29 protein-coding genes and 1 pseudogene are annotated in these 26654 nt (G+C 60.4%); 20 read left to right on the top strand and 10 right to left on the bottom strand.

What is annotated here, in order from left to right; genetic code table 11:
* The first annotated feature begins 384 nt into the window (after positions 1-384).
* From VE009_RS24505 to VE009_RS24490, 4 genes are all read left to right on the top strand, one after another.
* Entirely contained in the window at positions 385-1053 is a 669-nt protein-coding gene (locus VE009_RS24505) for an NAD(P)H-binding protein (RefSeq protein ID WP_325012321.1), read from the top strand.
* Between the two features lie 135 nt (positions 1054-1188).
* Positions 1189-1689, top strand: a complete 501-nt coding sequence (locus tag VE009_RS24500; RefSeq protein ID WP_325012319.1) for a VOC family protein — start codon at positions 1189-1191, stop codon at positions 1687-1689.
* A 71-nt stretch (positions 1690-1760) separates the two neighbouring features.
* Positions 1761-2675, top strand: a complete 915-nt coding sequence (locus VE009_RS24495) for an alpha/beta hydrolase (protein WP_325012317.1) — start codon at positions 1761-1763, stop codon at positions 2673-2675.
* A gap of 103 nt (positions 2676-2778) precedes the next feature.
* A complete protein-coding gene (locus VE009_RS24490) occupies positions 2779-3009 on the top strand; it encodes a hypothetical protein (RefSeq protein WP_325012315.1) in 231 nt (76 codons plus the stop codon).
* A 14-nt stretch (positions 3010-3023) separates the two neighbouring features.
* Here the strand turns inward: VE009_RS24490 and VE009_RS24485 are convergent, their stop codons facing one another.
* The 3 genes from VE009_RS24485 to VE009_RS24475 all read right to left on the bottom strand — a co-directional run bounded on the left by VE009_RS24485 (position 3024) and on the right by VE009_RS24475 (position 4418).
* The gene (locus tag VE009_RS24485; protein ID WP_325012313.1) at positions 3024-3419 is read right to left on the bottom strand and encodes a hypothetical protein; all 396 of its coding nucleotides are present in this window, start codon (positions 3417-3419) and stop codon (positions 3024-3026) included.
* Between the two features lie 113 nt (positions 3420-3532).
* The gene (locus VE009_RS24480) at positions 3533-3826 is read right to left on the bottom strand and encodes a hypothetical protein (RefSeq protein WP_325012311.1); all 294 of its coding nucleotides are present in this window, start codon (positions 3824-3826) and stop codon (positions 3533-3535) included.
* A complete protein-coding gene (locus tag VE009_RS24475; protein WP_325012309.1) occupies positions 3798-4418 on the bottom strand; it encodes a DUF3990 domain-containing protein in 621 nt (206 codons plus the stop codon). Before VE009_RS24475 ends, VE009_RS24480 begins: the two co-directional genes overlap by 29 nt.
* Before the next feature lie 311 nt (positions 4419-4729).
* Here VE009_RS24475 and fucU point away from each other — a divergent pair, with 311 nt between their 5' ends.
* Entirely contained in the window at positions 4730-5164 is a 435-nt protein-coding gene (gene fucU / locus VE009_RS24470; RefSeq protein WP_325012307.1) for an L-fucose mutarotase, read from the top strand.
* Positions 5165-5218: 54 nt separating this feature from the next.
* On the opposite strand, the gene VE009_RS24465 is transcribed toward fucU, so the two are convergent.
* Complete coding sequence (locus tag VE009_RS24465; protein ID WP_325012305.1) at positions 5219-5788, bottom strand: 5' nucleotidase, NT5C type; 570 nt, start codon at positions 5786-5788, stop codon at positions 5219-5221.
* Between the two features lie 233 nt (positions 5789-6021).
* On the opposite strand from VE009_RS24465, the gene VE009_RS24460 reads away from it, so the two are divergent.
* The 7 genes and pseudogenes from VE009_RS24460 to VE009_RS24430 all read left to right on the top strand — a co-directional run bounded on the left by VE009_RS24460 (position 6022) and on the right by VE009_RS24430 (position 11907).
* A complete protein-coding gene (locus tag VE009_RS24460; protein ID WP_325012302.1) occupies positions 6022-6720 on the top strand; it encodes a nuclease-related domain-containing protein in 699 nt (232 codons plus the stop codon).
* Between the two features lie 77 nt (positions 6721-6797).
* Entirely contained in the window at positions 6798-6938 is a 141-nt protein-coding gene (locus VE009_RS24455; protein WP_325012300.1) for a DUF6904 family protein, read from the top strand.
* A 695-nt stretch (positions 6939-7633) separates the two neighbouring features.
* Positions 7634-7708, top strand: a pseudogene (locus VE009_RS27305) (SEC-C metal-binding domain-containing protein); the annotation flags it as partial.
* 273 nt (positions 7709-7981) lie between these two features.
* Entirely contained in the window at positions 7982-8707 is a 726-nt protein-coding gene (locus tag VE009_RS24445; RefSeq protein ID WP_325012296.1) for an NAD-dependent deacylase, read from the top strand.
* A 12-nt stretch (positions 8708-8719) separates the two neighbouring features.
* Positions 8720-9568, top strand: a complete 849-nt coding sequence (locus tag VE009_RS24440) for a transporter (RefSeq protein WP_325012294.1) — start codon at positions 8720-8722, stop codon at positions 9566-9568.
* An 84-nt stretch (positions 9569-9652) separates the two neighbouring features.
* On the top strand, positions 9653-10654 hold the full coding sequence (dapF, locus tag VE009_RS24435) for a diaminopimelate epimerase (RefSeq protein ID WP_325012292.1): 1002 nt from the start codon (positions 9653-9655) through the stop codon (positions 10652-10654).
* 155 nt (positions 10655-10809) lie between these two features.
* Positions 10810-11907 carry a GRAS family protein gene (locus VE009_RS24430; RefSeq protein WP_325012290.1) on the top strand — a complete coding sequence of 366 codons (1098 nt, stop codon included), beginning with the start codon at positions 10810-10812 and terminating at the stop codon, positions 11905-11907.
* A gap of 59 nt (positions 11908-11966) precedes the next feature.
* Here the strand turns inward: VE009_RS24430 and VE009_RS24425 are convergent, their stop codons facing one another.
* Positions 11967-12140, bottom strand: coding sequence for a hypothetical protein (locus tag VE009_RS24425; RefSeq protein WP_325012288.1), 174 nt, complete (start codon positions 12138-12140; stop codon positions 11967-11969).
* Between the two features lie 188 nt (positions 12141-12328).
* Here VE009_RS24425 and VE009_RS24420 point away from each other — a divergent pair, with 188 nt between their 5' ends.
* Together VE009_RS24420 and tynA are read left to right on the top strand one after the other, a co-directional pair.
* On the top strand, positions 12329-13201 hold the full coding sequence (locus VE009_RS24420) for a hypothetical protein (RefSeq protein ID WP_325012286.1): 873 nt from the start codon (positions 12329-12331) through the stop codon (positions 13199-13201).
* Between the two features lie 247 nt (positions 13202-13448).
* The gene (gene tynA, locus VE009_RS24415; RefSeq protein ID WP_325012284.1) at positions 13449-15467 is read left to right on the top strand and encodes a primary-amine oxidase; all 2019 of its coding nucleotides are present in this window, start codon (positions 13449-13451) and stop codon (positions 15465-15467) included.
* Positions 15468-15528: 61 nt separating this feature from the next.
* Here the strand turns inward: tynA and VE009_RS24410 are convergent, their stop codons facing one another.
* Genes VE009_RS24410 through VE009_RS24400 form a run of 3 tightly spaced genes read right to left on the bottom strand, consistent with a single transcriptional unit; the run spans position 15529 to position 19314 of the window.
* The gene (locus tag VE009_RS24410) at positions 15529-16404 is read right to left on the bottom strand and encodes a VOC family protein (protein ID WP_325012282.1); all 876 of its coding nucleotides are present in this window, start codon (positions 16402-16404) and stop codon (positions 15529-15531) included.
* Positions 16405-16436: 32 nt separating this feature from the next.
* Complete coding sequence (locus VE009_RS24405) at positions 16437-18629, bottom strand: sensor histidine kinase (protein WP_325012280.1); 2193 nt, start codon at positions 18627-18629, stop codon at positions 16437-16439.
* Complete coding sequence (locus VE009_RS24400) at positions 18607-19314, bottom strand: response regulator transcription factor (protein WP_325012278.1); 708 nt, start codon at positions 19312-19314, stop codon at positions 18607-18609. Before VE009_RS24400 ends, VE009_RS24405 begins: the two co-directional genes overlap by 23 nt.
* 298 nt (positions 19315-19612) lie before the next feature.
* Between VE009_RS24400 and VE009_RS24395 the strand changes: the two genes are divergently transcribed.
* The 5 genes from VE009_RS24395 to VE009_RS24375 all read left to right on the top strand — a co-directional run bounded on the left by VE009_RS24395 (position 19613) and on the right by VE009_RS24375 (position 24586).
* Positions 19613-20830, top strand: a complete 1218-nt coding sequence (locus VE009_RS24395; RefSeq protein WP_325012276.1) for an MFS transporter — start codon at positions 19613-19615, stop codon at positions 20828-20830.
* A gap of 1 nt (position 20831) precedes the next feature.
* Complete coding sequence (locus tag VE009_RS24390) at positions 20832-21497, top strand: exopolysaccharide biosynthesis protein (protein ID WP_325012274.1); 666 nt, start codon at positions 20832-20834, stop codon at positions 21495-21497.
* On the top strand, positions 21494-23086 hold the full coding sequence (locus tag VE009_RS24385) for a M1 family metallopeptidase (RefSeq protein ID WP_325012272.1): 1593 nt from the start codon (positions 21494-21496) through the stop codon (positions 23084-23086). Before VE009_RS24390 ends, VE009_RS24385 begins: the two co-directional genes overlap by 4 nt.
* Before the next feature lie 52 nt (positions 23087-23138).
* Positions 23139-24200 carry an aldose epimerase family protein gene (locus VE009_RS24380; protein ID WP_325012270.1) on the top strand — a complete coding sequence of 354 codons (1062 nt, stop codon included), beginning with the start codon at positions 23139-23141 and terminating at the stop codon, positions 24198-24200.
* A gap of 131 nt (positions 24201-24331) precedes the next feature.
* Positions 24332-24586: a hypothetical protein gene (locus VE009_RS24375; protein ID WP_325012269.1), complete on the top strand. Its 255-nt coding sequence runs from the start codon at positions 24332-24334 to the stop codon at positions 24584-24586.
* Positions 24587-24660: 74 nt separating this feature from the next.
* Here VE009_RS24375 and VE009_RS24370 read toward each other — a convergent pair whose 3' ends face one another.
* A complete protein-coding gene (locus VE009_RS24370) occupies positions 24661-25071 on the bottom strand; it encodes a (deoxy)nucleoside triphosphate pyrophosphohydrolase (RefSeq protein ID WP_325012267.1) in 411 nt (136 codons plus the stop codon).
* 17 nt (positions 25072-25088) lie between these two features.
* Entirely contained in the window at positions 25089-26003 is a 915-nt protein-coding gene (locus VE009_RS24365) for a phosphatidate cytidylyltransferase (RefSeq protein WP_325012265.1), read from the bottom strand.
* A gap of 90 nt (positions 26004-26093) precedes the next feature.
* Between VE009_RS24365 and VE009_RS24360 the strand changes: the two genes are divergently transcribed.
* A complete protein-coding gene (locus VE009_RS24360; RefSeq protein WP_325012263.1) occupies positions 26094-26642 on the top strand; it encodes a hypothetical protein in 549 nt (182 codons plus the stop codon).
* The last annotated feature ends 12 nt before the right edge of the window (positions 26643-26654 follow it).

The following is a 26654-nucleotide window of genomic DNA, read 5'->3' as shown; positions in this document are numbered from 1 at the left end:
AATGGGCGCGAGCGGGGTCCGCCTGCGGCGAATAGCCGCAAAACTGCGCCAAATGGGCGCGAGCGGGGTCCGCCTGCGGCGAATAGCCGCAAAACTGCGCCTAATGGGTGCGAGCGGAGTCCGTCTGCGGCGGATAGCCGCACATCTGCGCCTAATCGGCGCGAGCGGGGTCCGCTTGCGGCGAATAGCCGCAAAACTGCGTTTAATGGGTGCGAGCGGGGTCCGCCTGCGGCGAATAGCCGCAAAACTGCGCCTAATGGGTGCGAGCGGGGTCCGCTTGCGGCGAATAACCGCACATTTGCGCCTAAACTCCGCCGTCCGCGCCTCCTTTTTGCGAAGCCTCCTCCCCATGCTATGATGAGGAGAACAAAGGAGGCCCGAACCATGGAGCAAACGAAACACGCGGTGCTGCTCGGCGCGACCGGGCTGATCGGTCGGCACGTATTGGAGAGGCTGCTCGCGTCGCCGGCGTATGACACCGTCACGGCGGTCGTCCGCAAACCGCTGACCGAGCATCCCAAATTGCGGCAAATCGTTCTCGAGCATTTCGATGCGATGCCGGCGGACGCGTTCGAAGGCGCGGAAGACGTGTTCTGCGCGCTGGGCACGACGATGAAGCAGGCGCGGACGCGGGAGAAATTCCGCCAAGTCGACCACGACTATCCGCTCGCGGCGGCCGAACGCGCGAAGGCGGCCGGCGTGAAGCGCTACCTGCTCGTGTCGGCGATGGGGGCGGATCCGGCATCGAAAATTTTCTACAACCGGGTGAAAGGGGAAACCGAAGCGGACATCCGCGCGCTTCAGATCCCGATGCTGACGATCGTCCGCCCGTCGCTGCTGCTGGGCCAACGAGAGCGATTGCGGCTCGGCGAAACTTTCGCTGAATGGTTGAGCCGCCCGCTGTCCCCTTTATTCCGCGGCCCGCTATTCAAATACCGTCCCATCGAAGCGGCCGCCGTCGCCGCCGTCCTCGTGCGCGCCGCCCAAATGTACACCCCTGGGACGCACGTGTACGAAAACGATCAACTGCACCGCATGGCGCCGAATTCGTGATCGATTACAATAAAGTCCTAAGACTAATGTTGCAGCGCCGCCTCGGCCTTCTTGCCGATGAGCGGCGCTTCTTCTTTCTATATCATGAAGGTATCGAAACATTGATGCGCCTGTAGAGAAGGAAGGAGAACAGACATGGAAACTATTAGACTTTCCAAGAGGAGAGCGGAACAACAAGGACAGCCGATTCGGCATTACGGACTATTCGAAGCGCATTTGGCCGTAGCCGATTTGGAACGTTCGGCGGCTTTTTACGAGCAAACGTTGAATTTGCCCTTGGCGCATACGGACGCCCGCGGCGCTCGATTCTATTGGATCGGGGGACCCGGCGCCACGATGCTGGGGCTTTGGAAGACGGAGCCCGGGCTGATCGTGCGGAGCCATATCGCGTTCCGCACGACGCCGGAGGAGCTGCCGGACGTCATGGACTCGCTCCGCAAGCGCGGCGTCGCGCTCCGCAACTTCCGGAACGACGGGGAAGAGCCTCTGGTCTTCGCCTGGATGCCGGCCGTATCCATATATTTCGAGGACCCGGACGGACACTCGTTGGAATTCATCGCGATGCTTCCCGGACGACCGGCGCCCGAGCTGGGAGTCGTGACGCTCGAAGAATGGCATCGGCACACGGCGGGTTGACTCGGATTCATTTCCGAGGAAATGAACGAAACTGAAAAATTGTTAAATTACATAAAGAGAGGAACCGTACGATGAACACGTTAACTGCCGCGACGGCGGCAACCCCTTTATTCAAGTCGATACAACACGAACTCGATTACATGGCCGCCTACGAAAAGACCTTGGAACTCTGGAACGTCCCGGTCGAATCGATGCGCGTCCGAACCTCGTACGGCATTACGCATATGCTCGTGTGCGGCCCGAAAAACGGACAGCCTATACTGCTGTTCAACGGCTTCGGATTCAGCGCCGCGATGTGGTACCCGACGGCCGAAGCGCTGGCCGCATCCGGGCGCCGGGTGTATGCCGTCGACGTGCTCGGCGAATTTAACCGGAGCGCGGCGTCGCGGCATTTCCATGCCAAGCTCGATTACGTAGGTTGGCTCACCGAGCTGATGGATCGACTCGGTCTGGAGAAAGCCGTCTTCGGCGGACACTCGAACGGCGGCTGGCACGCCTTAAACTTCGCGATCCATGAACCGTCCCGCGTCGAAAAGCTCATCCTGCTGGCGCCCGCCGCCTCCTTCACGAAGTTCAACAAACAATTCGGACTTCGCTTGTTCGCCGCCAGCCTCATCCGCACGCGAAGCATGATCGTCGACTCGTTCTGTTCGTGGTTCGTCGGTCCGGGCAAAACGGTCGATCCGAGGCTGTTCGAGCAATTTTACCGCGGTCTCGTCGGCTTCGGTTGGAAGCACAAGATTGTAATCCCGTCCGTCTTCTCCGACGAGGAGCTGTCGCGCGTGACGATGCCCGTATTGCTGCTGGTCGGAGACCGGGAAGTCATCTACGACTACCGCAAAGCGATCGCCGGCGCGAAACGGACCGTTCCCCACGCGCGAGCTTGCGTCGTTCCCGGCGCGGGGCATGCGCTGTCGATCGAATGCGCGGACCAAGTGAACGGCGAGATCGCCGCTTTCCTGACTAACGAATCGAACAATCATTGACTCGCCGGCGGCGGGTCTTTTTTGGCTAATAACAGAGAAGGGGTTCATGCTATACTGGGAAAATAAGGATTATGGTAGATTGCTAGATGAGAGGGGGGAGATGATGGCACGAACTTACAAATCGGAGGGCAGGCGGCTTGCGCACCTCGTGCGCGCCGCGTTCGCCGCGATCGCGGTGCTCCTGTTTATGTACGCATTCCCGACTTGGGATCGGGAGTACATGGCCATCGTGCTCGCTATCGGCTGGATCGCCGGGGAATTGGCGGGAGCCTGGTGGATCCGTCGGCGCCGGGCGTACGCGAAGCGGACGCAGAGCCGAAATCGAACCGTATAGGCGGAACCCGTGCATTACGCGTTCAACGCCACGAACAAGCAAGCGGCGAAAGCGGTTCCCGACAGCGGGGTCATGACCCGTTTTTCTTTGACGCTTTGCGAAGCGAGATTACCCAGCGTATTGAGCCCCAGGAGTCCCGTGATCGCCCAAACGAAGCCCTGCGTCGGCAGCGCCGCCCCGATGTCCAGCACGCGTGCGTGTACGAGAAAGACAAGCCCCATCGTCACGAGGACAAAGGCGGACAGCAAGCTCATTCTGCGCAACCGATTCGGCAGCACGCCGCGATGCCGGCCGCCCCAGCTGTACTCCGCCATCGGGAAGCCGAGGAAGAGCAGCACTTGAAAACAGGCGATGCCGGCCAATAGAACGGCGATCGCAATCGATGCCGCATACAGCGGAATGTCGTTCATGCGAGAATCTCCTTTGCAGCCGAATAAAGATACGATTCGCGGGCTTCCGGCGAGAATCCTTTGGAAGTCCTCTCCAGTCGGTCAAAAAAACCCGCCTTAACCGGCGGGTCGTTTTAGTGAAGCGCGCTTTTCGATTTTCGCACCGGCTTCTTCGCGCTCTGCGCGGGGCGATCCAACTCCCGGATCCGCTCGATCCAACGCTCCGGCGTCAGCCCGTTCGCCTGCGCCTCGTGAATCCAGTCCGCGTAATCCTCGCAGTTGTAATGCTTCTGCAGCAGCTCGAGCACCGGCGCGTAGTCGGCGCACAGTCGGACGGCATCTTCATGACGGTACTTCTTCTTGTCGACGAGATGCTCCACCATCCCTTGCTCGAAACGATCAAGCTCTTCGTACGCTTTGATAGTCATGATACGTCCACCTGCCTTCCGTACGCAAATAATAGCCGACGAGCCGGAGACTGTCCTCCAGCCGTTCGTTCGCGAAGACGACCTGGTTGCCGAGCCGCAGCGGATCCAGCTTGCGCCCGCGTCGATCTCGCGTAATTTTGTCGCTGAACCAATGGACGTCTTTCCCTAATTTTACCGCATCCCTCACGATCATGCCAGTGTCATTGTCCGCCATCGGCCCGATAATGAGGTCCGGATGCTTGCGGCACGGATCCGCATCCTTCCGGTCGTTCGTTCGATGACGGAAGACGAACTCGGCCCACTCCAGCTCCGGCGACATGAAAATACGGGGAAACACGTCGATCCGTTTCGGCAGCAGCTGAATTTTGAGCACGCACGGCACCGGCGTCTCAAGCCCTATGTAATTCCTGGCCCCCTGGATGGCCCATTTCATCGCTTGCTGCATGCTGATGGTCGTGTAGAACCCTTCCCCGAAATCGCGATTCGGACGCCAATACGCCCGATTCAGCAGCTTGTCTTGGAACGAAGACAGGTACAAGTCCAACGTTCCATGATATAACACGGTCGGAAATCCGACTCGGTCCCGATCCATTATGTACCCCCTTTGGCAATTGTTTACCATATTATAACACGAAGGTCCGGTTCTAACGGTACGCAGTGTCCATTAATTGGGGCAAACGGGTCGTTTGCAGAGGAACGGGTTTCCGCAAACGGGGATAGAACCGATCGCACGAAAAATAACGGACAACCGGATGCGTTATTTACGGTGCGGAGGCATTTACAGTCGGCCGCGCCCAGGATAAAATGAGATAATAGAATATGATAACAAACGATAGATTACGGTATTAGTGGTTTCCGTCCCCGATGCGGGACCCCATGAGCGAATAGGAAGGACGGATCGTTATGTTGAAACACATCCCTCCGATCATTTCCCCTGAACTGATGAAGATCATGATGGAAATGGGTCACGGCGACGAACTCGTGCTGGCCGACGGCAATTTCCCCGCCGCGAGCAGCGCTCGACGTCTTCTTCGCGCCGACGGTCACGGCGTGCCCGAACTGCTGGACGCGATTCTCGCCTTTTACCCGCTCGACACCTACGTCGCACATCCCGTGACGCTGATGGCTGTCGTCCCGGGCGATTCCGTCGGGCAGCCGGCGATTTGGGACGAATACCGCTCCATCGTGAGCAAGCACGGCGACGACCGCGGGTTCGAATACGCGGAGCGGTTCGACTTTTACGAACGGGCGAAAGAGGCGTATGCGATCGTCGCGACGAGCGAACGCGCGCTGTACGCGAACATCATTTTGAAAAAAGGCGTCATCCCCTCGCAGTAAGCCAAAACAACCTTAGCCGGCAGCGGACTAAGGTTGTTTTCATGAAAGGGACGTTTACATAGCAGCGCGCGTTTGCAGCATTTCGTCGACCCGTTCCTTAGCGCCTTGCCAAGACGTCATGACCGGGAACGGATATTGCTCCCGCGCTTTCAAATTCCAAGGATGCGGAATGCACAGCACCTGCTTGCCGCGCTCCATCGCGGGCAACAAATTGTGCGCGCCGTCGTCGATCAGCAAATCGAACTCCAGCAAATACTTCCGTTTGCATACGAAAAAGTTGTCGAACGGGATGAACGGCATATGGCGCTGCAGCCAGTTCCATTTCTCGTGCACCGTCTTCGGCCTCGCCGCCGTCACGATGATTACGTCGTAGTCGCGGTGAAGCTTCTCCATTTCTTCCACGACATGCTCGTCGAACAGCTCCAACTCCTCGTACAACCCCGGCCGCTGGAAAAACACTTCCTCCGTGCATTCCGGATGCCGCAGATGGTCCGTGTTCCACTCCAGCATATCCTCGTATCGGAGAGGGTGGGTCGGAAAGTGGATGTTGTTGTAGTGAATAGCGCGTTTGACAAGATGGCAAATCGTATCGTCCATATCTACGGCAATGATGGGCTTCCTCATCGGCTTCGGCTTCCCTCCCTTTTTCTGTAACTTCAGTATAGCATCTGAGATTGCGATTCGCTTCTTTTTGGGTGCGGAGCAGGGGATTCCGGTCTTGCGCTTATCTTCCTGGTGCGAATGAACCGCCTGCAAGCGGATTGTTTGTGGTAATATTTTACTAAGTTAATAGCTGGGAAGTTACAAGTCGAACGCATTTGTCTAACTTATTCTTAATTCATAAAAGGAGATGCAGCATGCTATCGAAACTACTACGTATTTTCGGACTCGGACCGAAGGCTGCCCCGGAGACGGACAAGGCGCGCAAACCGAGGAAAGCGAAGCCGAAAGTCGCTCCAGAACGCATCGGCGAACTTGGCGAACATAAAATCAATATTCAATTGGACCAATTGCCGAAAGCATGTAAATTCGTTTCCGACCTGATGGTTCGCAACCCAAAATCAAGAACCGGCTTTGCGCAGATTGATCACGTCGTCGTGACGCCGTACGGCTTGTTCGTCATCGAAACGAAAAATTACAACGGCGAAATCAAAGGCGGTCGCGAGGACAGGCAATGGTCGGTCGGCGGCCGATTCAAAATGTACAATCCGTTAAAGCAAAATCAAGGACATATTAAGGCGCTGGAGAACGTACTAGCGAATCATGCGCCGCTCTCGTTCATCTCCCTTGTCTCCTTCACTATGCGCTGCCGATTCAGCATCGACCCGGCGCTGCGGAAAATCGAATCCGACGAGTTAGTCGTTTACGACGTAGAGTTAAGCGAATTTATTCAACGCAAGCTGCTTCGCCAAAAGGCGATCCATGCGGAACCGCTCCTGTCCGACGCCCAAATCTTGCACATCCATCAAGCGTTGATCGAAGCGAATGTCACCGATCCCGCTTTGCGTCGGGAGCACGTACTAAAGCTGCAAGGCAATGCGGCTGGGAAACCGTAAGAGAACGCAAGGTTAACGGACGCTGTGTTATTATTAAGGGAAATTCCGCCCTATGCTTACGAAGGAGCAGTAGACAGATGGCGAAACGGTTCGCCGATCGGAATGACGATTATTACGACATGAAGAATGCTGTCCAGGAGGCGGCGGCCGAATTCGGGGTTCCTCGGGATGCGATCGAATTGGAAGGTTGGACGTACCCGGACGAGATCGACTGGTGAAAGACTGACAGCATAAACGAGAAGGAGCGGCCAATATGACGCTGACGGCGCTGAACGAGCAAATGCAAGAAGGGTACAAGCTTTCGCTGGAAGGCGAGCTCGCGGCGGCGTGCGACGCTTGGATGCGGTTGTGGCGCGGCATCGAGTGGGAGATGGAAGCGCGAGGAATCGGCTCGATCGAGGAGTTCGAGCCGATCTTCGACGGGGATCAATATCTTACGAAATGGGCGAACGATTTCGATATCGCGCTTTATAATGCCTCGTTGGAGGATAAGGCGTACGCGAAGCTGCGCGCGGATTTCTGCACCGCGTATTTGCGGAGAATCCCGGAGGACGGTCCGGACGGGTTGAATTTCCGCAAAGCGATCGCGGAAGCGTATTTTCGGCTCGGGAAGGCCGGCGAAGGCGAGGCGGCGTACCGCGCGCTGACGGAGGATCGTCCGACTTGGGCGTGGGGCTGGATCGGCTGGGCCGAGCAGTACGGCAGTTACGGCGAAGAGGAGAACCGGGATCCGGAACGGGGGATCGCCCTCCTCAAGCGAGCGCTCGAGGTAGACGGGCTGGAGGATCGGGAGTTCGTACTGGAGCGGCTGCAGGACATGTACGAAGAAGCGGGGATGATGGAAGAGGCGGAAGCGATCCAGCCGCTCCTCCCGCGCCGCCAGTCGGACGAGCCGATTCCGTCGATTGCCGCGAAGGCAGGCCGGAACGACCCATGTCCATGCGGAAGCGGGAAGAAGTATAAGAAGTGCTGCGGCGCGGCGGAGTAGACGTTGCAGAAAAGTAATGCAGGCCCAGCGGAGGCTTCGCCGGGCCTTTCGGCTTATCGCTTCGAGATCCTATCCCGAGCGGGAGGTGCGCGACGGGAGATTCGTACGCTGGCGAATCCGCCGCGGGCGTTGACGGAAATCGAAGAGTACGCTTCGTAGTTGAGGAAACCCGCAATCGCGCCGCCGCAGGCGGTACGTTTGCGGGTTTTCGCCGCGTGAGGGGAGGCTCCGGTGTATAATGGAACCAACGATACGAGAACGGGGGCATCGAGCATGAGCGAAAACGCGCTTGAGCGGGCGGCGGAGTGGCTGCGCACGTCCCGGCGCACCGTCGCGCTGACGGGAGCGGGCATGAGCACGGAGTCGGGGCTGCCGGATTTTCGATCCAAGGACGGCTGGTGGCGGAAGCTCGACCCGCACGCCGTGGCGAACGTCGATACGCTGGAAGACAACTACGAGCTGTTCCGGGACTTCTACCGGTACCGGATCGAGACGCTGGCGAAGCATGCGCCGCACGAAGGGCACCGCGTGCTGGCGCGCTGGGAGCGGGCGGGCCTCTTGCAGGCGATCGCGACGCAGAACGTCGACGGCTTCCACCAAGCCGCCGGGAGCGAGCGCGTCGCGGAGCTGCACGGCAGCCTGCGCTCCGCGCGCTGCCACGGCTGCGGCCGCCCGGCGGAGACGGCGGCCTTCGCCGGCGGCGCCGCTTGCGCGAGCTGCGGCGGGCGGCTTCGGCCGAACGTCGTCCTGTTCGGCGAGACGCTGCCGGAGCGCGCGTGGCGCGAGGCGCTCGGGTGGTTCCGCGAGGCGGAGCTCGTGCTCGTCATCGGCACGAGCCTGCAGGTCGCCCCCGCGAGCGCGCTGCCGCAGTACACCGACGGGCGGACGGTGTACTTGAACATGGAGATCGGAGGCGCGGCCGAGCGGTTCGATCTCGCGATCGCCGGCCGGGCCGGCGAGCTGCTGCAGGCGTTGGATCGAATGGTTACGCCGGGATAAGGGGGACGGAAGATGAACCGCAATGTGGAGAGCCTGCTGGAGACGATCGACGTCAAAACCGGCGAAAGAACGGTGTTGGCCTCGTTCGACGGCGTCATCGAAGCGCCGAACTGGACGCGCGACGACAAACTGATTTATAACAGCGGCGGCAACTTGTTTTCGTTCGATATCGCCGCGCGAACGAGCGTGCGGATCGACACCGGGTTCGCGAACGCCTGCAACAACGATCACGTGCTGTCTCCCGACCATACGCGCATCGCCATAAGCCACCATTCCGCGGAGGATGGGAAATCGCGGATTTACATCGTGCCGATCTCCGGCGGGGAACCGAGACTCGTCACGCCGCAAGGGCCCTCGTACCTGCACGGGTGGTCGCCCGACGGGAAGCGGCTCGCGTACTGCGCCGAACGCGGCGGGCAATACGACGTATACACGATTTCGGTCGACGGCGGGGAGGAAGCGCAACTGACCAACCTTCCGGGGCTGGACGACGGACCGGAATACGCTCCGGACGGGCGTCACATTTGGTTTAACTCGACGCGGTCCGGCCTGATGCAAATATGGCGCATGAACGCCGACGGCGGCGAACCGACGCGCATGACGTTCGAAGAAAGCAACGATTGGTTTCCGCATGTATCCCCCGACGGGAGACTCGTGCTTTACCTCGCGTACCGCGCCGGGGACGTCGAACCCGGCGACCACCCGCCGAACAAAGAAGTCGAACTGCGCGTCATGCCGTCCTCCGGCGGACCGTCCCGCACGATCGCGGCGCTGTTCGGCGGGCAGGGCACGATCAACGTCAATTCGTGGTCGCCCGACAGCAAGAAGGCCGCGTTCGTCAGCTACCGGCCCAAACGGTAACCTGCCCCGCCCCCTTGCGCGCTCCGCGCGGCTGGCATAGAATAACGGATAACGAATGCAACCCCGCAGGGAGAGAACGAGCCAATGAATATCAAGCTGCTGAAATGCCACGGGTCGGGCAACGACTTCGTGTTGATCGACGAAATTTCGAACGACTACGCCATCGACGAGTCGCTGCGCGTGAAGCTGGTCACCGAGCTGTGCGACCGGGAGAAGGCGTACGGCTCGGACGGGCTGCTGTACGTGCAGAAGAGCGACAAGGGCGACGCGCGGATGCGCTTCTTCAATACGGACGGGTCCGAAGCCGAAATGTGCGGCAACGGCGTCCGCTGCGTAGGCCGGTACGTCATTGAACTGCTCGGCAAAGACGAGGTCGACATCGAGACGATGAAGCGGAACATCCCGATCAAGAAGGTCGCCGATCTGTTCCCGGACGTGCCGACGTTCGACGTGACGATCGGCGAGCCGAATTTGTCGCCGGCGTCGCTGCCGATGAACGCGGACGCGGAGCCGTTCGTCGATCGAGCGATTCCGGCGCTGCACGAGACGCTGCGCTTTACGGCGCTCAGCATCCCGAACCCGCACATCGTCGCCGTCGTCGATACGTTCGAGCCGGAGCTGATCGAGATCGCGGGGCGGGCGAATGCGGACAAGAGCGTGTTCCCGCGCGGCGTGAACGTGAGCTTTATCAAAATTTTGGGCCGCGATTCGATTTTCGTGCTGACGTACGAGCGCGGCGTCGGCGTGACGAATTCGTGCGGCACGGCGATGTCGGCGTCGTCGTTCACGGCTTGCCTGCTCGGCCATTGCGATCCGAACGTCCCGATCAAGGTGTATAACAAGGGCGGAATGGTCAATTGCTTCGTCGACGGCGAGCCGTCCGCGCTCGCGAACGGAAACGCGATCGTTCACTTGATCGGCAACGCGACGTGGGTGTTCGAGTCGACCCTCGAGGTGCCGTCCGCGAACCCGGCGGAGTGGAAGGCCGGCGGCCGGACGTACTTCGACGAGGAGAACCGCCAGTACGATCGATTGGTGGACACGGTGCTGACGGAGATCGACGCGAAGTCGTTTTATAAAATCTAATGCAGGAAAGGACGGTCGAGCCGACGCTCGGTCGTCCTTTTTTTGCGCGCAAAGGAACCTTCTATTTCCGCATCCCGTTAATATGATGAAGCATAGCCCGCGGGCAGCACTGGCGCGTACATCGAAGCGGGGCGAACGCACGGAAGGGGAGAAGGATGAGAACGTATCAAACTGAATCTTATGCAACGCTGCGCTCGCTGCTGGACGCTGCGTTGAACGGCGGAGGGGCGGAAGTCAGGGAGAGGCTTGCCCGCTTCGCCGGGGAGCTGAAGGTCGCTGAACGGCCGGACGACCTGCTGCCGTATTTGTTCGCCGCCGCGACGATGAAACGACTGGATCCGCAAGAGAACGAGCAAATGAACTTGTACTTGAGACAGTACGATGTGCCGCAGATCGTGCTGTTCAACGTGCTGGCGCGGAAAGTGCCGTTCGTGACCTGCGTGACCGAAATCGCGAACGAGGCGCTGACGCGGCGCATCGCATGCGGGGAAGCGGCCGCGCTGCTAGAGATCGGAATCGGAACCGGGCGCCAAATCGTCGCGCTGCTGCGCGAACTGGACCGCCAAGGGAGGCGGCCTTCGCTTCTGACAGTGTACGCGGTCGAGCCGAACGAGACGTTCCTGGAGCAAGCCGGGAAGCAGGTGCTGGAGGCCGCCGATCGATGCGGCATTCCGGTCCAATTCGTGCCCGTCCCGAGCGTCATCGAAGAGATGCCGGAAGCGATCTGGGAACGAATCGGCCGGACCCGAGAAGCGCTGCTGGTGAATGCGGCTTTCGCGCTCCACCACGTGCGCGGCTCGGAAGGGGAATCGGACGCGAAGGATGCGGTGCTGCGGCGCATATTTTCGCTGGCGCCTCGGATCGTGACGCTCAGCGAGCCGGATACCGACCACCAGACGCCGAATAATCTGCTGCGGTTCGATCATAGCTGGCATCATTTTTCGTCGGTGTTTCAATTGCTGGATACGCTCGAGATGACGCCGGAGGAGAACCGAGCGGTGAAAATATTTTTCGCGCGGGAGATCGAAGACATTATCGCTTCCCCGGAGCATCTGCGGTGCGAGCGGCACGAGCGGACGGAGGATTGGATCGCGCGATTGCGCAAGGCCGGCTTCGCCGCGTCCCCGGAGCTTGCGGCCGTCCCGGTTCCTGGGCTCGCGGGCGTTACGTTCCATCGCGGGGAGTGGCATATCGGGCTTGCGACGGCCGGCGGAGTCAACCTGACGTCGATGATTTGCGCCGAAACGCCGTGACGCCGTGACGAAATAAGACCGCCAAGCGGATGCGCTGTATCCGAATCTTGGCGGTCTTGCTATGCACACATGAAAACAGCGCCGTCGTCTTGGCCTTTGTTCCGGCAAAACGTGCGGCGCTGCTGCGCTTTTCGATTCGGCTGAACTTGCGTAATCGGCTTGCGGGTCCACTGCCCGCGGTGCGCGTCCGGGTTCGTCCGCCGGCTCGCGGGGGCGTTCGGTTTCTTCTTCATGTCTGCGTAAAACCTCCTGAAACGGGATTCCTACTATTGTATGCCGCTTTCGTCCGTTCGGCAAGCCGGCGCGCCTTATCCTCCGGTTCGCCGTTATTTTACCTTCCGTTTACCTGGACCGGACCTCAGGCTTTACGGGCTTTCTCTACAATGGCAAGAAAAGGCCAGGGCCCTGAAGGAGGAAGCCGATGAGAAAACGATGGTTCGCGCTGGTCCCGGCGCTGGCGGCCGGCTGCGCGTTCGGCGCGATGCAGCTTATGCCGAACGAGGCGGACGACGCCTTCGCCGATCCGTATCTGGACCCGTACGCGTTCACGATGGCGCATGCGCATGCCGCTTCGGGCGAAGAGGCGACGGAAGCGGAGAAGGGCGTCGCGATGACGCTCGATTGGCCCGATGGGAGCCCGTCGGCGGGGACGCCGGCGAAGCTGGAACTGCGCGTCCAAGACGGCGGCGGGCAGCCGATTGCGCAGTACGATATCGTGCACGAGAAGCCGCTCCACCTGATCGCGATCAACGAAAATTTGGAGCATTTCCTGCACGTACACCCCGAGCCGGTCGGCGAAGGACGGTTCGCGCTCCCGGCGATGACGTTCCCGACCGGCGGCGCGTACAAGCTGTTCGCGGATCTGAAGCCGGCGGGCATGAACGAATTGACCCGGAGCGAGGTCGTCGCCGTCGCGGGCGACGCGCCGGCGGCGAAGCGCCTCGCGCCGAGCGAGAACCTGACGGCCGACATCGAAGGCATGCGCGTGACGCTCGATTTCGGCGGCCATTTGATGGCGGGCATGCAAACGGAGATGACGTTCACGTTCGCGGACGCGCGCAGCGGGAAACCCGTTAAAGATTTAGAGCTGTACTTAGGCGCCGTAGGTCACGTCGTCGCCGTCGACGAGGCGATGGACGAATTCATTCATGTGCATCCGCTCAATTGGGCGTCCTCCGGACCGCAGGCGGTGTTCGGCGTCACGTTCCCGAAACCGGGCCTCTACAAGCTGTGGGGGCAGTTTCAACGGGACGGGGAGCTGCTGCTCGTCCCTTTCGCGATCGAAGTGCCTTGATCGCGCGCGTCGCCGTTCATCCCGCATCCCTCGGCTGAGGGGGCGGGATTTTTTTACCTCGATTTTACCGAAATCGCCCGCATATTTTCCTTCCGCGCTACCGAACCGGGCTTTGCTGTTTACCTTCGTGCGTTACGCTATGTGACGTAGATCGCAGACGGAAGGGTTGTCGCGGGATGTCGAAGTGAGGTTCCGTGACAGCGATTCGAAAGCGAAACATCATATTCGTCGGACACGGAGGGATCCCATGGAAAGAAAAAAACGCGTGCTGTTGGCCGCGGCGGTCGCCGCCGCGGTGGCGACGGTAAGTCTGGCCCCGGCGGGGCTGCTCAAGGTGCCGCTGACGTCGGCCGCCATCGAAGAGCTGGTGTACCACCCGCTGAACCCGCTGACGCCGGACGAAATCGCCGCGACGGCGGACATCGTGAAGAAGTCGAGCTACGGCAAAGAGGGGATGTACTTCCCGGAAATCAAGCTGGATCCGCCGGAGAAGACGAAAGTGTGGGATTGGGACGACGGGAACATTGCGGAGCGTCTGCCGCGGCGGGCCGAGTTCATCGCCATCATCGGCAGCAAGCCGTACGAAGGCATCGTCGACTTGGACGAAGCGAAAGTCGTCGAATGGAAAGAGGTTACGAAAGGGTGGCCGTTCTACACCGAGTGGGGGCAAACGGAGGGAATTGTCGAGAAGGATCCGGGGGCGGTCGCGGCGCTCGCGAAGCGGGGCATTACGGATCTGGAGCAGGTGACGTTCGCCGACGGCCCGCTGGGCGACTACGGTCCGGAGCTGACGCCGCCGGGTTCGAGACTGGCCATGTCCGTGCCGCGTCCGAAAGTGGAAGGCGCGTTCGACCGCTTTTTCCACCCGATGGACGGCCTGGCGTTCCTCGTCGACCTGAATGCGAAGAAAGTCGTTAAAATTTACGATTACGGCACTCCTCCGGTCTCCGAGGATCCGAACAATTACAGCATCGTGAAAGAAACGAAGCGGACGAAGGAACTGAAACCGCTCGTTATTACGCAGCCGAAGGGCGCAAGCTTCTCGGTCAAGGGCAATACGGTCGATTGGCAAAACTGGAAGTTCCAGTTCCGGATGGACCCGCGGGTCGGTCCGATCGTCTCGACGGTATCCTTCGACGATGAAGGCGAGAAGCGGAAAATCATGTACGAAGGATATATCGGCGGCATGATGGTGCCGTACGGCGATCCGGATCCGGCGTGGCTGTACAAGATTTTCATGGACGCCGGCGAATACGGCATCGGGTTGTCGGTGCGCCCGCTGAACCCCGGCTCGGACGTTCCGAGCAACGCGACGTTCTTCGGCGCGGCGTTCAACAACACGGACGGCACGTCCAAGGTCGTCGATCGAGCGTTCGCGCTGTTCGAGCGGTACGCCGATCCGGAATGGTCCCACAACGAATACGCGCGGGAGCGCCGCGAGCTCGTGCTGCGCTCCGTCGCGACGATCGGCAACTACGACTACATTATGGACTGGATTTTCCTGCAAAACGGTTCGATCAAGCTGGCCGCCGGCGCCACGGGCCTCGCGCAAGTGAAAGCCGTGCACAGCGAAACGATGGACGACATCACCGCCAGAAAAGATACGCGCAACGGCGTCTTGGTCGACCAGCATATCATGGCGCCGACGCACCAGCACATTTTCAACTACCGGCTCGATTTGGACATCGACGGCACGACGAACACGGTCGGCGAAATCAAGCCGACGGCAATTACCGTTCCGAATCCGGAGTTCGCGCGCAGCGAAATGATCAACGTCGAGAAAAAATATAAATCCGAGCTGGAAGCGATCCAAAAGTACGACCCGGATAAAATCGTTCTCGTTCAGAATCAATCGAATGAAAACAAGCAAGGATACCCGACGGGCTATCAGATCATGCCGTTCGCGGGCGGCACGCATCCGTTCATGGAAGAGCCGCTGTTCACGGAGACGGATTACGTCTTGAAGCGCGCCGAATTTATCAACAATCATATCTTCGTAACGCCGTACAAAAAAGACGAATTGTATTCCGAGGGCAAATACACCGCGCATAACACCGACACGGGCCTCGGCCTCTGGACGAAGCAAAACCGCAATATTTACAAAACGGACACGGTCGTCTGGATGACGACGGGCACGACGCACGTCATGCGCGCGGAGGAGTTCCCGATCATGCCGACGGAGTGGGTGACGGCGATGATCAAGCCGTTCAACTTCTTCGACGAAACGCCGACGCTCGATTTGCCGAAGGCGGAAGACGTGAAGTAAAAGCTGCTGCACCCCTTAGAACGGCCATCGGTGAAGCCGATGAATGCTAAGGGGTGTTTTTTTATACAAAACAACTTACATTGAAACGATTCCCATCCGGATCATAGAAGTGGAACATGGACATGCCGCGACCCGTAAACCCTCCGATTTCGCAGACATCCACCCCGCTATTCTTCAGAAATGTATGGTACCCGAAAAATTGTTCCCGGTTTTGAATATAGCAGGTCGGACGAACGGGGCCGTCTACTTTTTCTGTAATAGCGCCATCCGAGAGTTGTTCGAGGACCCACATGGATTTCCCGTTAGGATGATGATTTACCCCCAGCGACATGATTGCGTATCCATCGCCGCCATGTAGAGACTCAACTTCCATACCGACATATTGTTTATACCACTTGATTGCATTTTCTAAATTTTTAACGCCGATACGAACGCAAGTATCCCGAAAATTATCGCAGTCCGGAAAGGCAATCGGCGAATGCTCGAGTTCGTCTTGAAACGTGAACCTCGTTCCTTCCATAGTAAGCCATGCGTCGAAATAGGAGTGACCGCCTGGACCGTTGTAGATTTCCGATACGCGGATCCCTTTCTTTGAAAAATCATCGTGTGTTTGTTTAATGTCCTTAGCCTTCAGACAAAGACGAACATGGGGGTCGATCGTACCGCGTTCTGCATAATGGAACGGAAGCTTCTTCTTTGTAACGTACGAAGTCAGCCAGTACCCCCTTCCCATATGAGTCATTTTCCCTGCGGCGACTCTGGGGTCCGGTTTCCAATTTTCTTTTTGTTCAACCTTCCATCCAAGATGGTTTTCGTACCATTTGATAGCATCTTCATGGTAATCGTAAAGAATATCGATGCTGCCGCCGTCATACAACAGTTTTGGCACAACTCCTGCCGGTCCAGGGGATTCAGTGGCGATGATTTGTTCTTCCATTCGCAAATTCCACCTTTACAGATATAAGTTTATTACTTTATTCGCTGATCATCCAAAAATTCCCTCCTTTTAAGTATTGCTGCCTGCTCGGGCGGCGGCGCCGGGAGGGACAGCGTAAAGACGCATCCCCGCCCCGCGGGGTTCGCCGCGACGGTCAGCTCGCCGCCGTGGATCGCCGCGATTTCTTTGGCGATGGACAGTCCGAGGCCGCTGCCGGGTACGTGGCTGTTGCGCGACCGGTCGACTCTGTAGAACGATTGAAAAATGTACGGCATCGCTTCCTCCGGAATGCCGACGCCTTCGTCGACAACCCGAAACCGCAGCTCCGATCCCGCGTGTTCGAACTCGAACGCGATCGGCGAGGAATCGTCCGAGTATTTCGCTGCGTTATCGATCAAATTGTCGAGGGCGCGCGTGAGCAAGTATTTATCCCCCTGCACGTCGATTCGCCCGCCCTCCAGCTTCGCCGCGAACCGCCGCTGCCCGAGTCCGAAATAATCCCGCCATCGAGACGCGACCTCGTCTGCGAACGCGGACGCATCGAGCGGAGCGAAATTGACGACGGCCTCCCGGTTCTCCAGCAGACTTAAATCCGTTAAATTTCGGATAAACCTCGTGATCGTTTGGATGCCTTCATGGATCCGATCCAGGAACATACCGGCATTTTCCGCGGGGATCGTTCCGTCCCGGATCGCCTCGATATAGCCTTGGATTAACGTGATCGGCGTTTTCAAATCGTGCGAGATATTCATGAACAACGATTTGCGCCACTGCTCCATTCGCAGCAGCTCTTCGATCCGACGCTCCAGCTCCTCGTTCGTTGCGCGAAGCTGAACGGTGCGCCGCTCCACGATGTCTTCCAGCCGGTGATTCAGCGCCGTTTGCTCGTCGATCAGTCGGCGAATTTTCCGGTTCATCTCGTTGAACGAATGGAGCAGCCGGTTGAACTCGTAGGAGCGGGTGTCCTGCAGCCGTTCGGTAAATACCCCCTCGCGAGCCTCCGAGAACGCGTGCATGAGCAGCTTCACGGGACGGGTGACGCGGGAGCGCAAATAGAAGGCGACGGCGACGCAGACTGCCGCGCTGAACGCGAACAGCGCCGCCAGCTGGAGAAACAGCTTTTTCCGCGCTTCTTCGGAGGCCGCTCGCGCGGCGCTGAAGACGGGCTCCAGCATTTCGCGCTCCGGCACGATATAGCCGAGAATCCAGTCGGTCGACGGGATGTATCGGCTGAACACGGCCTTGGCTTCGCCGTTCAACGTCATGCTGCGGTACCGGTTCGGCGCCTCGCCGCCGAACAGCTCGGCGAGGTTGAGCGTTCCCAGCTCGGCGAGACCTTGACGCTGCGCGGCGATCAGCTCGTGCTGCTGATCGAGCAGGAAGGCGTACCCGTCTTCGTCTTGGAACGCCCGGTCGAGCACGTTGCCGACGAAACGGTCGATCGTCACGTCCGCGGCGACGGTGCCCCTCAATCGCCCCTGTTCGTCGTAGACGGGCGCCGTCGCCGTGAACATCCATCCCCTCGGCGTAATGTCGAGATAAGGAGACGTCCACGCGACTTGATTGACGCCGGGGGGGACCTGCAGCGCGTCGGTGTAGAACGAGTATGTCGTCAAGTTACGGATATGTATGGGGTTGGGCGACGGTTCGGGCCCGTCGTATTCCGGGTAATAGTACGAGCCGTCGTCCGGATGAATGTAATACATCAGCACGATGTTCGAATTGCGGGCGACGACCGATTCGAAGATCGGAAACAACGACTGCATCAGCGCGAAATCGCGGGCTTGCGCCTCCGTCGGCCGCACGCTCCGCGGGGATCGGATCGAGACGACGCCTTCGCCGCTTTGATGCCGGTTCACGAATCTGCCTTGGGAGACGTCGTAGTCGAACTCGAGGATCGGTTCCGTCCCGTTCCCCTCCTTGCCGGCGAACAGCGCCTCCGCGTACGACTTGGCGACGAGCACGGCGTCCTCGACCTTGCGCATTTCGGAATCGATCGATTCCGCTTGCTCCTCGATATTGGAATCGTACATTTGCAAATAGACGCGTTCCGTCGTTTGCGAGGTGACGTCGCTGATTTCCTGCATTTGGGTGCGCAGCGTATGGCCGGCCGACATGGACAGCAGCAGCAGCGGCAAAATCGAGGCGGCCAGCATGGCGGCCAGCAATTGGAAGGCGAACGTTTTGGGCGGTTGGAGTGGTTTACGCTTCTTGGACGCGCTCATCGAATTTATAGCCGACCCCCCGGACGGTAATGATACGTTTCGGTTGGGACGGGTCGTGTTCGATCTTTTTGCGAAGATGGCCGATATGGACTTTTAACGTTTTCGTATCGACGGAGCTGTCGTACCCCCACACGTGCAGCAGCAGTTGATCCGGCGTAAGCACTTGTTTTGCGTGATGCATCATATACGACAATAATTGGAATTCCTTGGTGGTCAGTTCGATTTTTCGGCCTTCCACGAACACTTCGTGGGCTTCCGGATGCAGTTGAACGTGCCCGTTGGAGAGGACGAGCTTCGGGGGCTGCGGCGCTCGTTGCGCGCGGAACCGGCGGAGCTGCGCTTTAATGCGGGCGATCAGCTCGATGGGGCTGAACGGTTTGCTCATATAGTCGTCGGCGCCGACGGTCAGCCCGACGACTTTGTCGACGTCCGTATCTTTGCAGGACAGGAACACGATGGGGACGTCCGTCTTCGTGCGGAGGCGGGAGCATAATTCGTAGCCTTCCATATCCGGGAGCAGGACGTCCAGTACGATCAAGTTCGGGCGTTCTTTCTCGGCGAGCTCCATCGCTTGTTTCCCGTTCGTGGCGGCAATGTGCCGGAATCCGTCCTTCTGCAAATACATGCCGACCAATTCCCCGATGCGTACCTCGTCGTCTACGGTCAATATCAGCTCGCCTGGCATGCGGAGCACCAACCTTTCGCACAGCTCACGTAACCGCAAAGGATGAATCTCCCTGAGTTAATATATATGACATTATGTTTGATGGTTAGTTAAATTTCAAGAGAATTTTAAATATTAGGTTGCATATTTGTCAATTTACATGACATCAACTTCGGAAAATTGTCTGATGTAAAGTTTTGGTGGACCGCGACGAGGGAAGAGAGTTTCGGCGCGATTTTTGATATGATGAAAGAGGTGTTTTTTCAGCTATATTCCTAATATTCTTGGCGTTTGTCCGCGACGCATCGGAGGAATCGGTTTGCAGCAATTAGAGGAAGCTAGGCTTGGGAAGCTCGGGCAATCCCGGAATTATTATTTATTATTAGGCGTCGTGTTCGGCGGGTATTTGATTTTCGGTATTTCAGAGAATATGAAGGGGCCTGCGCTGCCGCGGATGCAGGACGATTTCCGGCTCGAGGAATGGCAGCTCGGCCTGCTGCTCGCGTTCAATTCGATCGGCTTCCTGCTGGCGTGCTCGTTCGCGGGGGGCGTCATTCGGCGCATCGGCCTCCGGACGGCGCTGCTGCTGTCGTTCGGGTTCATGGCCGCCTCGGGCTGGTTGATCGGCTCGGCGCCGGGGTTCGCGCTGTTCGCGGCGGCGTTCTTCTTCTTGTATTTATGGAACGGGCTGCTCGAGATCGCCTTGGCGGTACTGAGCGCGAAGCTGTTCACGCGCAATACCGGGTTCATGATGAACCTGTCGCATTTTTTCTACGGACTTAGCTCGACGGCGGCGCCGCTGGCGGCCACCGCGCTGATGGGATGGGATCCGGGCGGCGGCGCGCTCGGCTGGCGGGGCATGTACGCCGTGCTGCTGGCGCTGTGCGTCCTGCCGATGCTGCCTTCCTTGCTCTCGAAGTTTCCGAGGGAGGAAGGGGAGCCGGGGCAGGAGCGCGTGACGTGGCGGGGCTTCGCGAAGGACAAAATCGCTTGGTGCGTCGTCGTCATGCTTTCGTGCGGCGTAACCGCGGAGATGGCGGCCGGCGGCTGGCTCGTCAACTTCCTCGAACGCGCGTACGGCTGGGACAACGCTCGCGCGTCCTGGATGCTGTCCTCGTTCTTCTTCTGCTTCATGGCCGCTCGTCTCGTGCTCGGGCCGCTGACGGATCGGTTCGGCTTCGTCCGGTCGGTCATTGCGTTCGCCGGCTTTTCCGGCCTATGCACGTGCACGGGCGTGCTGCTCGGGGAGCCGGGCGCCGCGCTGCTCGCGCTCGCCGGGGCGGGCATCGCGCCGGTGTACCCGACGGTCATGGCGTTCCTCGCCCGCCGGTACCCGGTCGGCACGGAAGCCGCGATCACGTTCACGGTGACGACGATCGGCATACTCGGAGTGGCGGGCAATTTCTTAATCGGCGCGGCGACCGACGTGTTCGGCTTCCGCGCGGGATATTTCATGATCGGCGTCAATGCGTTCGCCTGCGCCGCAGCGGGCGGGCTGCTGTATCGTTGGCTGCGCCGGGAGGGTCGGGTGATTTAATATGGATATGAAACTTAGCGAGCGCCGCGCGAAGCCGGCCCCCGCTGGGGAGCCGAACGTTTCGGACGTGCTCGAGGAGCTGCGGCGCGAGCTGGAGCGGGAGCAGCTCACCGTCGGCGAGCTGCTCGGGGCGCTGAATCAACGCGGATCGTATTTTATCCTGCTGGTGCTGAGCGTGCCGTTCCTGCAGCCGATCGCGCTGCCGGGCGTCAGTACGCCGTTCGGGCTGCTGCTCGCGCTGCTGGCGATCGGGCTGCTGCTCGATCGGGAGATGGCCGTGCCGAAGCGGATCGCGCGGTTCGCGCTGCCGCGCAAAGGCGTGTCGATGCTGTTCGGCGGCTCGATTCGGCTGTTCCGCAAGCTGGAGCGGCGCTCGAAGCCGGGGCGCATGGCCGCGCTCGTCGGTTCGAAGGGGATGCTGCGCTTCCATGCGCTGCTCGCGCTGCTCGCGGCGGTGCTGCTGATGCTGCCGCTGCCGATTCCGTTCTCGAATTCGCTGCCTGCGTACGTGATCGCGTGCGTCGCGCTCGGCTACTTGCTGCGAGACGGGGCGGTGCAGCTGTTCGCGTACGGCTTCGCCGTGCTGACGGGGCTGTATTTCTCGTTGATCGCGGCGCTCGGCATCGAGGGGCTGCAGCTGCTGTTCCGGCGGCTGTGGAGCGAATGAGGCGCCGGGGCGCCGGGCTGCGGGCCGCGGCGCTAGCGCTGGCGCTTCTGGCGCTGCTGGCGCTGCTGGCGGCGGGCTGCGGGACGGCGGACGGCGGTTCGCCGGGGCGTGAGGCCGCGGGCGGAGATGCGGCGCAGGCGGCGTCGGAGCCGGGCGCGAGCGGGGCCGCCGCGGCGGAACCGGCGGCAGCGGAGCTTGCGGCGCCTGGCGTCGCGCGGGAGCCGGCGCAGCCGAGCCCGCCGCCGGAGCGGACGACTTACGAGGTCGACGTCGTCTTCCGGCCGGACGAGCGCCGGCTCGAGGGCGTGACGACCGCGATCGTCCGCAACGACGTGGCGTCGCCGACCGGCGAGGCGAGGCTGCTCGCGCATCTGAACGCGTTCGAAGGGGATGCGGTCGCCGCGAGCGATCCGGTGCTGCCGGAGTTCCGCGAGCGAGCGTACCCGGACGACTTCGCCGGCGGCGGACTGACCGTCCTCCGCGCCTCCGCGAACGGCCGTCCGGTCTCGTTCGACGCGCGCGGAACGTCGATCGCGCTCGCCCTCCCGGACGCCTGGGAGCCGGGGGAATGGCTTCGCCTCGAGCTCGCGTGGGAAGCGCGGCTGCCGAACGTGCGCCATCGGTTCGGCGCGGACGGCGGCGCCTATTGGTTCGGCAACGCGCTGCCGACGATGGCGGTGTTCGACGGCGTCTGGCGTGATTACGCCTACGAGCCGGTCGGCGATCCGTTCTACACGACGGTCGCCGATTACCGGGTGCGGGTGACGGCGCCGAGCGAATTCGAAATCGTCGCGACCGGCGACGAGACGGCCGTCCCGGCGGACGGGGGGCTGACGGTCACGACCGTCGACGCGCCGCGGGTTCGCGATTTCGCATTCGCGGCGACATCCGAGCACCGGCTGCTTCAAGCGGCGTCGGCGGGCGGCGCGCGGGTGAACGTGTACGTGCGGAAGACGTCGGAGGCGCGCGCGAAGGCGGCGCTGCGCGATGCGGCCGGGATGCTGGACTACCTGGAAACGCGCGTCGGCGATTACCCGTACGGCGAACTCGATTTGTTCGAGAACGAGATGTTCGTGACCGGCATGGAATATCCGGGGCTCGTCTTCGTCCGCGCCGATCGGCTGAACGAGGAAGCGGGACGCGAAACCGTCGTGCACGAAGTCGCGCACCAGTGGTTTTACAACGTCGTCGGCAACGATCAAGTCGCGGAGCCGTGGCTCGACGAAGGCTTCGCGACGTACATGACGGACGCGTATCTGCTGGGCGGCCGGCTGGACGCGGAGTACGAGCGGCGCCTCGCCCGCCTCGGCGGGAACGCGCGCATCGGCCCCGTCACCGACTACGACCGCTGGAGCGACTACTGGCGCGGCAATTACCGCAAGGGCGCCCTGCTGCTGCATGCGCTTCGCGGCGAGCTGGGCGCGGAGACGTTCGACGCGTTCTTGCGGTCGTACTACGACGCCTTCCGGTACGGCGTCGCGACGACGGCCGGGTTCGCGGCGGCGGCCGAAGCGGCTGCGGGGCGGGAGCTCGACGAATGGTTCGCATCGTGGCTCGGCGATCAATTCGCCGTTGGCGCTTCGCCTTGAATCCGCTATGATAAGAAGCAGCGGACAAGAAACCCCAAAGGAGAGCGAGAACATGAGCATTGCGGTACAACCGTTCGGCACGACGCCGGAGGACCGGCCGATCCGGCTGTTTACGTTGACGAATGCATCCGGCATGAGCGCGGACATCAGCGATTTGGGCGGCGTCATCGTCGCGCTGCGCGCCCCGGACCGGAACGGCAAGCTGGAGGACATTACGCTCGGGTACGAGACGGCGGAGCGCTATTTGGAGAAAGGGCCGTACTTCGGCGCGCTCATCGGGCGCCACGCGAACCGGATCGAGGGCGCGTCGTTCGAGCTGAACGGCGTCGAGTACAACCTTGCGAAGAACGACGGCGGCAACCATCTGCACGGCGGGCTGCGCGGCTTCGATAAAGTCGTGTGGGACGCCGACATCGTGCCGGCGGCCGGCGGCGGGGAAGCGCTGCGCCTCGCGTACGTCAGCCCGGACGGCGAGGAAGGCTACCCGGGAACGCTCCGCACGACGGTGTTGTATACGCTTACGGACGACAACGAGCTGCGCATCGATTACGAGGCCGTGTCGGACCAAGATACGGTCGTCAATTTGACGAACCATGCGTACTTTAATTTGGCCGGCCATGCGGCGGGCGACATCGGCGGGCACGAGCTGATGATCGACGCGGACCGGTTTACGCCGATCAACGCCGAGTGCGTGCCGACGGGGGAAGTGCGCGGCGTCGCAGGCACGCCGATGGATTTCCGCCGGCTGACGCCGATCGGTCCGGGCTTTGCGAGCGGTGACGAACAAATCGCCAATGGCGGCGGCTACGACCATAACTGGGTGTTGAACGCGGGCGGAGGTCGGTTGGCGAAGGCGGCGGAAGTGTACGAGCCGACGACGGGCCGGGTGATGGAAGTGTTCACGACGAAGCCGGGCATTCAATTTTATTCCGGCAACTTCCTCGGCGGCTCCGACATCGGCAAGGGCGGCGCCGTCTACGGCAAGCGCTCGGGGCTTTGTCTCGAGACGCAATATTTCCCGAACGCGCTGAAGCATAAGCATTTCCCGTCCCCGATCCTTCGGGCGGGCGAAACGTACCGGCACACGACGACATACAAATTTTCGGCGCGCTGACGCGTCACGACCGGCTCCCGACTTTGGGGGCCGGTTTTGTTTCGGCACAGGCGTCGGATAAAACGAGATTCCCTCGGGGACAGTACCCGTGAGAACGAAGATGCGCTTTGGCGGAACGCGAGGGGAGACGCATGAACAAGGACGTACCGGATCGGTATGATTTCGACTATAGGGATGTATCCGTTAATCGGGTCGCTTCCGGAATCAAAGTCTTCTCATGGCTGCTGGCGGGCTCAGGCGTCGTCTCGCTGTTGATCCCGCAGTTCCGGGAGGCCTTCGGGCCGCTGCTGTTCCCGCTGGCGCTGACCGCCGCGGCAGCCGGCGTCTGTCTGCGAGGCGTTGCGGAAATCGTCGCGCTGCTCGAAACGATTTCGCGGAAGCTGTAACGACGAAGAAGCTGTCGGTCATTCAGCCGGCAGCTTCGTTTTGTCGAGCGTAAACCTGTAATTTCCCCGCAACGCTACGGCCGGCCGGCCGGCCGCCGCCCCCGGCGCAGCGCGTCGACCGTCGGCACGTCCGCGGGCGCCCAGGCGAGGCCGTCGAGCGCGTCGATCGGCAGCCATTCGAGCCGTTCGTGCTCTCGAGCGGCAGGCTCGCCCTGGATGACGACGGCTTTGTACGTGATCAGCCGGACGACGGCGTTCTCGTACGCGTGAACGTGGTCCGCCACCAGCTCGCCGACGTCGATGTCGCAGCCGAGCTCTTCGCGGATTTCCCGCCGCAGCGCCTCTCGCGGCTCCTCGCCGGGCTCGATTTTGCCGCCGGGGAATTCCCACATCCCCGGCAGCGACATGCGGGACGAGCGCAGCGCGCACAGCACGTCCCCTTTCTCGTTGCTGATGACCGCTCCTACGACGTCGATGACGCGCATGCGCATCCCCCTTTTCCCTACATAAAGTCGAAATAGTATCGAATCACGTGGAAGAACACCGGCGACGTGTACGTCAAGCTGTCCACGCGGCTCAAATAGCTTTGTTTCAGCGCCTCGAACTTGTTGTCGTCGCCGATCAGCAGATCGCGCTTCAGGACGGAAATCGTCAGGCTCCCGAAAAAGCCGCTGACGCCGACGAGCACGCCGGAGACGACGCCGAACGTCGGGTCGAGCGGGGTGAGATACGGGTAGATCGCCCACGATGCGGCCGTCGTCGCTAGCAGCGCCACGGCGAAGCCTTCCCACGTCAGCAGCGGGTTCGCCGTCGGGACGACCTTCCTTTTGCCGAAATAGAGCGAAACCAAATAGTGAACGACGTCGTTCAGCTGCGTCAGCACGACGAGGAACAAGACGAGCCCGGCGCCGTACTCCGGCGTCGCGAACGGGAAATGCGCCAAATGGCTGAGGCCGAACACCATCAGCATCAGCCCCCACTGCGTCGAACTGACGGAGCGAAGGAAGCCGACCGTTCCTTTGTTGATGAGGCGCGGCAGCGGCAAAAACAGAAATACGTAGATCGGTATAAAGATGATGAACATGCCGTACCAGCCGATGTAGATCCAATAGAACTGAATCGGAATCGACAAATACGCCCACAGGAACAGTCTCCGGTCGGCCTTGCGCGTTTTGATCATCGAGAAATATTCCTTCAGCGCGAAAAACGTCAGCACCATCAAAGAGAGCAGCGACACGATCGGGTTGAACAGCGTGGCGAGGCAAAAGATGAAAAACATGCCCCACCACGTCTTGATCCGCTGCGCGATCGCGGTGAAATCTTTGTTCGGCTGCTTCGCGCGGACGATGGCGAACGCGACATTCGCGGCGGCCAATCCGCTAAAAATGAGGCCTAACGTCCAGAGCGAGCTGCTCATGCGGGACACCAACTTCTGCAAGGGAGTAGGAAAGCGGGCAGGACAGCGGCTATACTATGAAGTATAGCCAATTCTGAAGGGGGACGCGCCATGGATGCCGACCGTTCGGTGTTCATTCTGCTCACGAATACGGGCACCCTGTTTACGAAATCGATCCAAAGCTACACGAAAGCCCCGTACAATCACGCGTCCATTTCGTTCGACCGGGAATTGACGGAGCTGTACAGCTTCGGCCGCAAGCATCCGAACAATCCGCTCAGCGGGGGCTTCGTCAAAGAAAGCATCCAAACCGGCACGTACAGCAAATTTCCGAATACGACCTGCGTCATCTACGAGCTGAAAGTGACGGAGCGCGAGGTCGCGAAAATGAAGCGCGTGCTGAACATTTTCATTCGGAGCCGACAGAAATATTTATACAATATTTTAGGCATTTTTGGAATCGTGCTGAACGAGCCGATCGAATTCAGCAATTCGTATTTCTGCTCGCAATTCGTCGCCGAAATGCTGCAGCGCTCCGGCATCAAGCTGTGGGATAAGTTGCCGGCGCTCGTGACGCCGGACGACTTCCGGCAGTGCGGCAGGCTTCGGTTGATGTACGAGGGGAAGCTGAGCGAATACGATCCTGCGCGGGAGCCGTAACAGCAAACGGCG

The sequence above is a fragment of the Paenibacillus sp. genome (assembly GCF_035645195.1).
Taxonomy (GTDB): domain Bacteria; phylum Bacillota; class Bacilli; order Paenibacillales; family YIM-B00363; genus Paenibacillus_AE.
The sequence above is the reverse complement of the archived record's forward strand: the minus strand, read 5'-3'. Positions and strand labels throughout refer to the sequence as shown.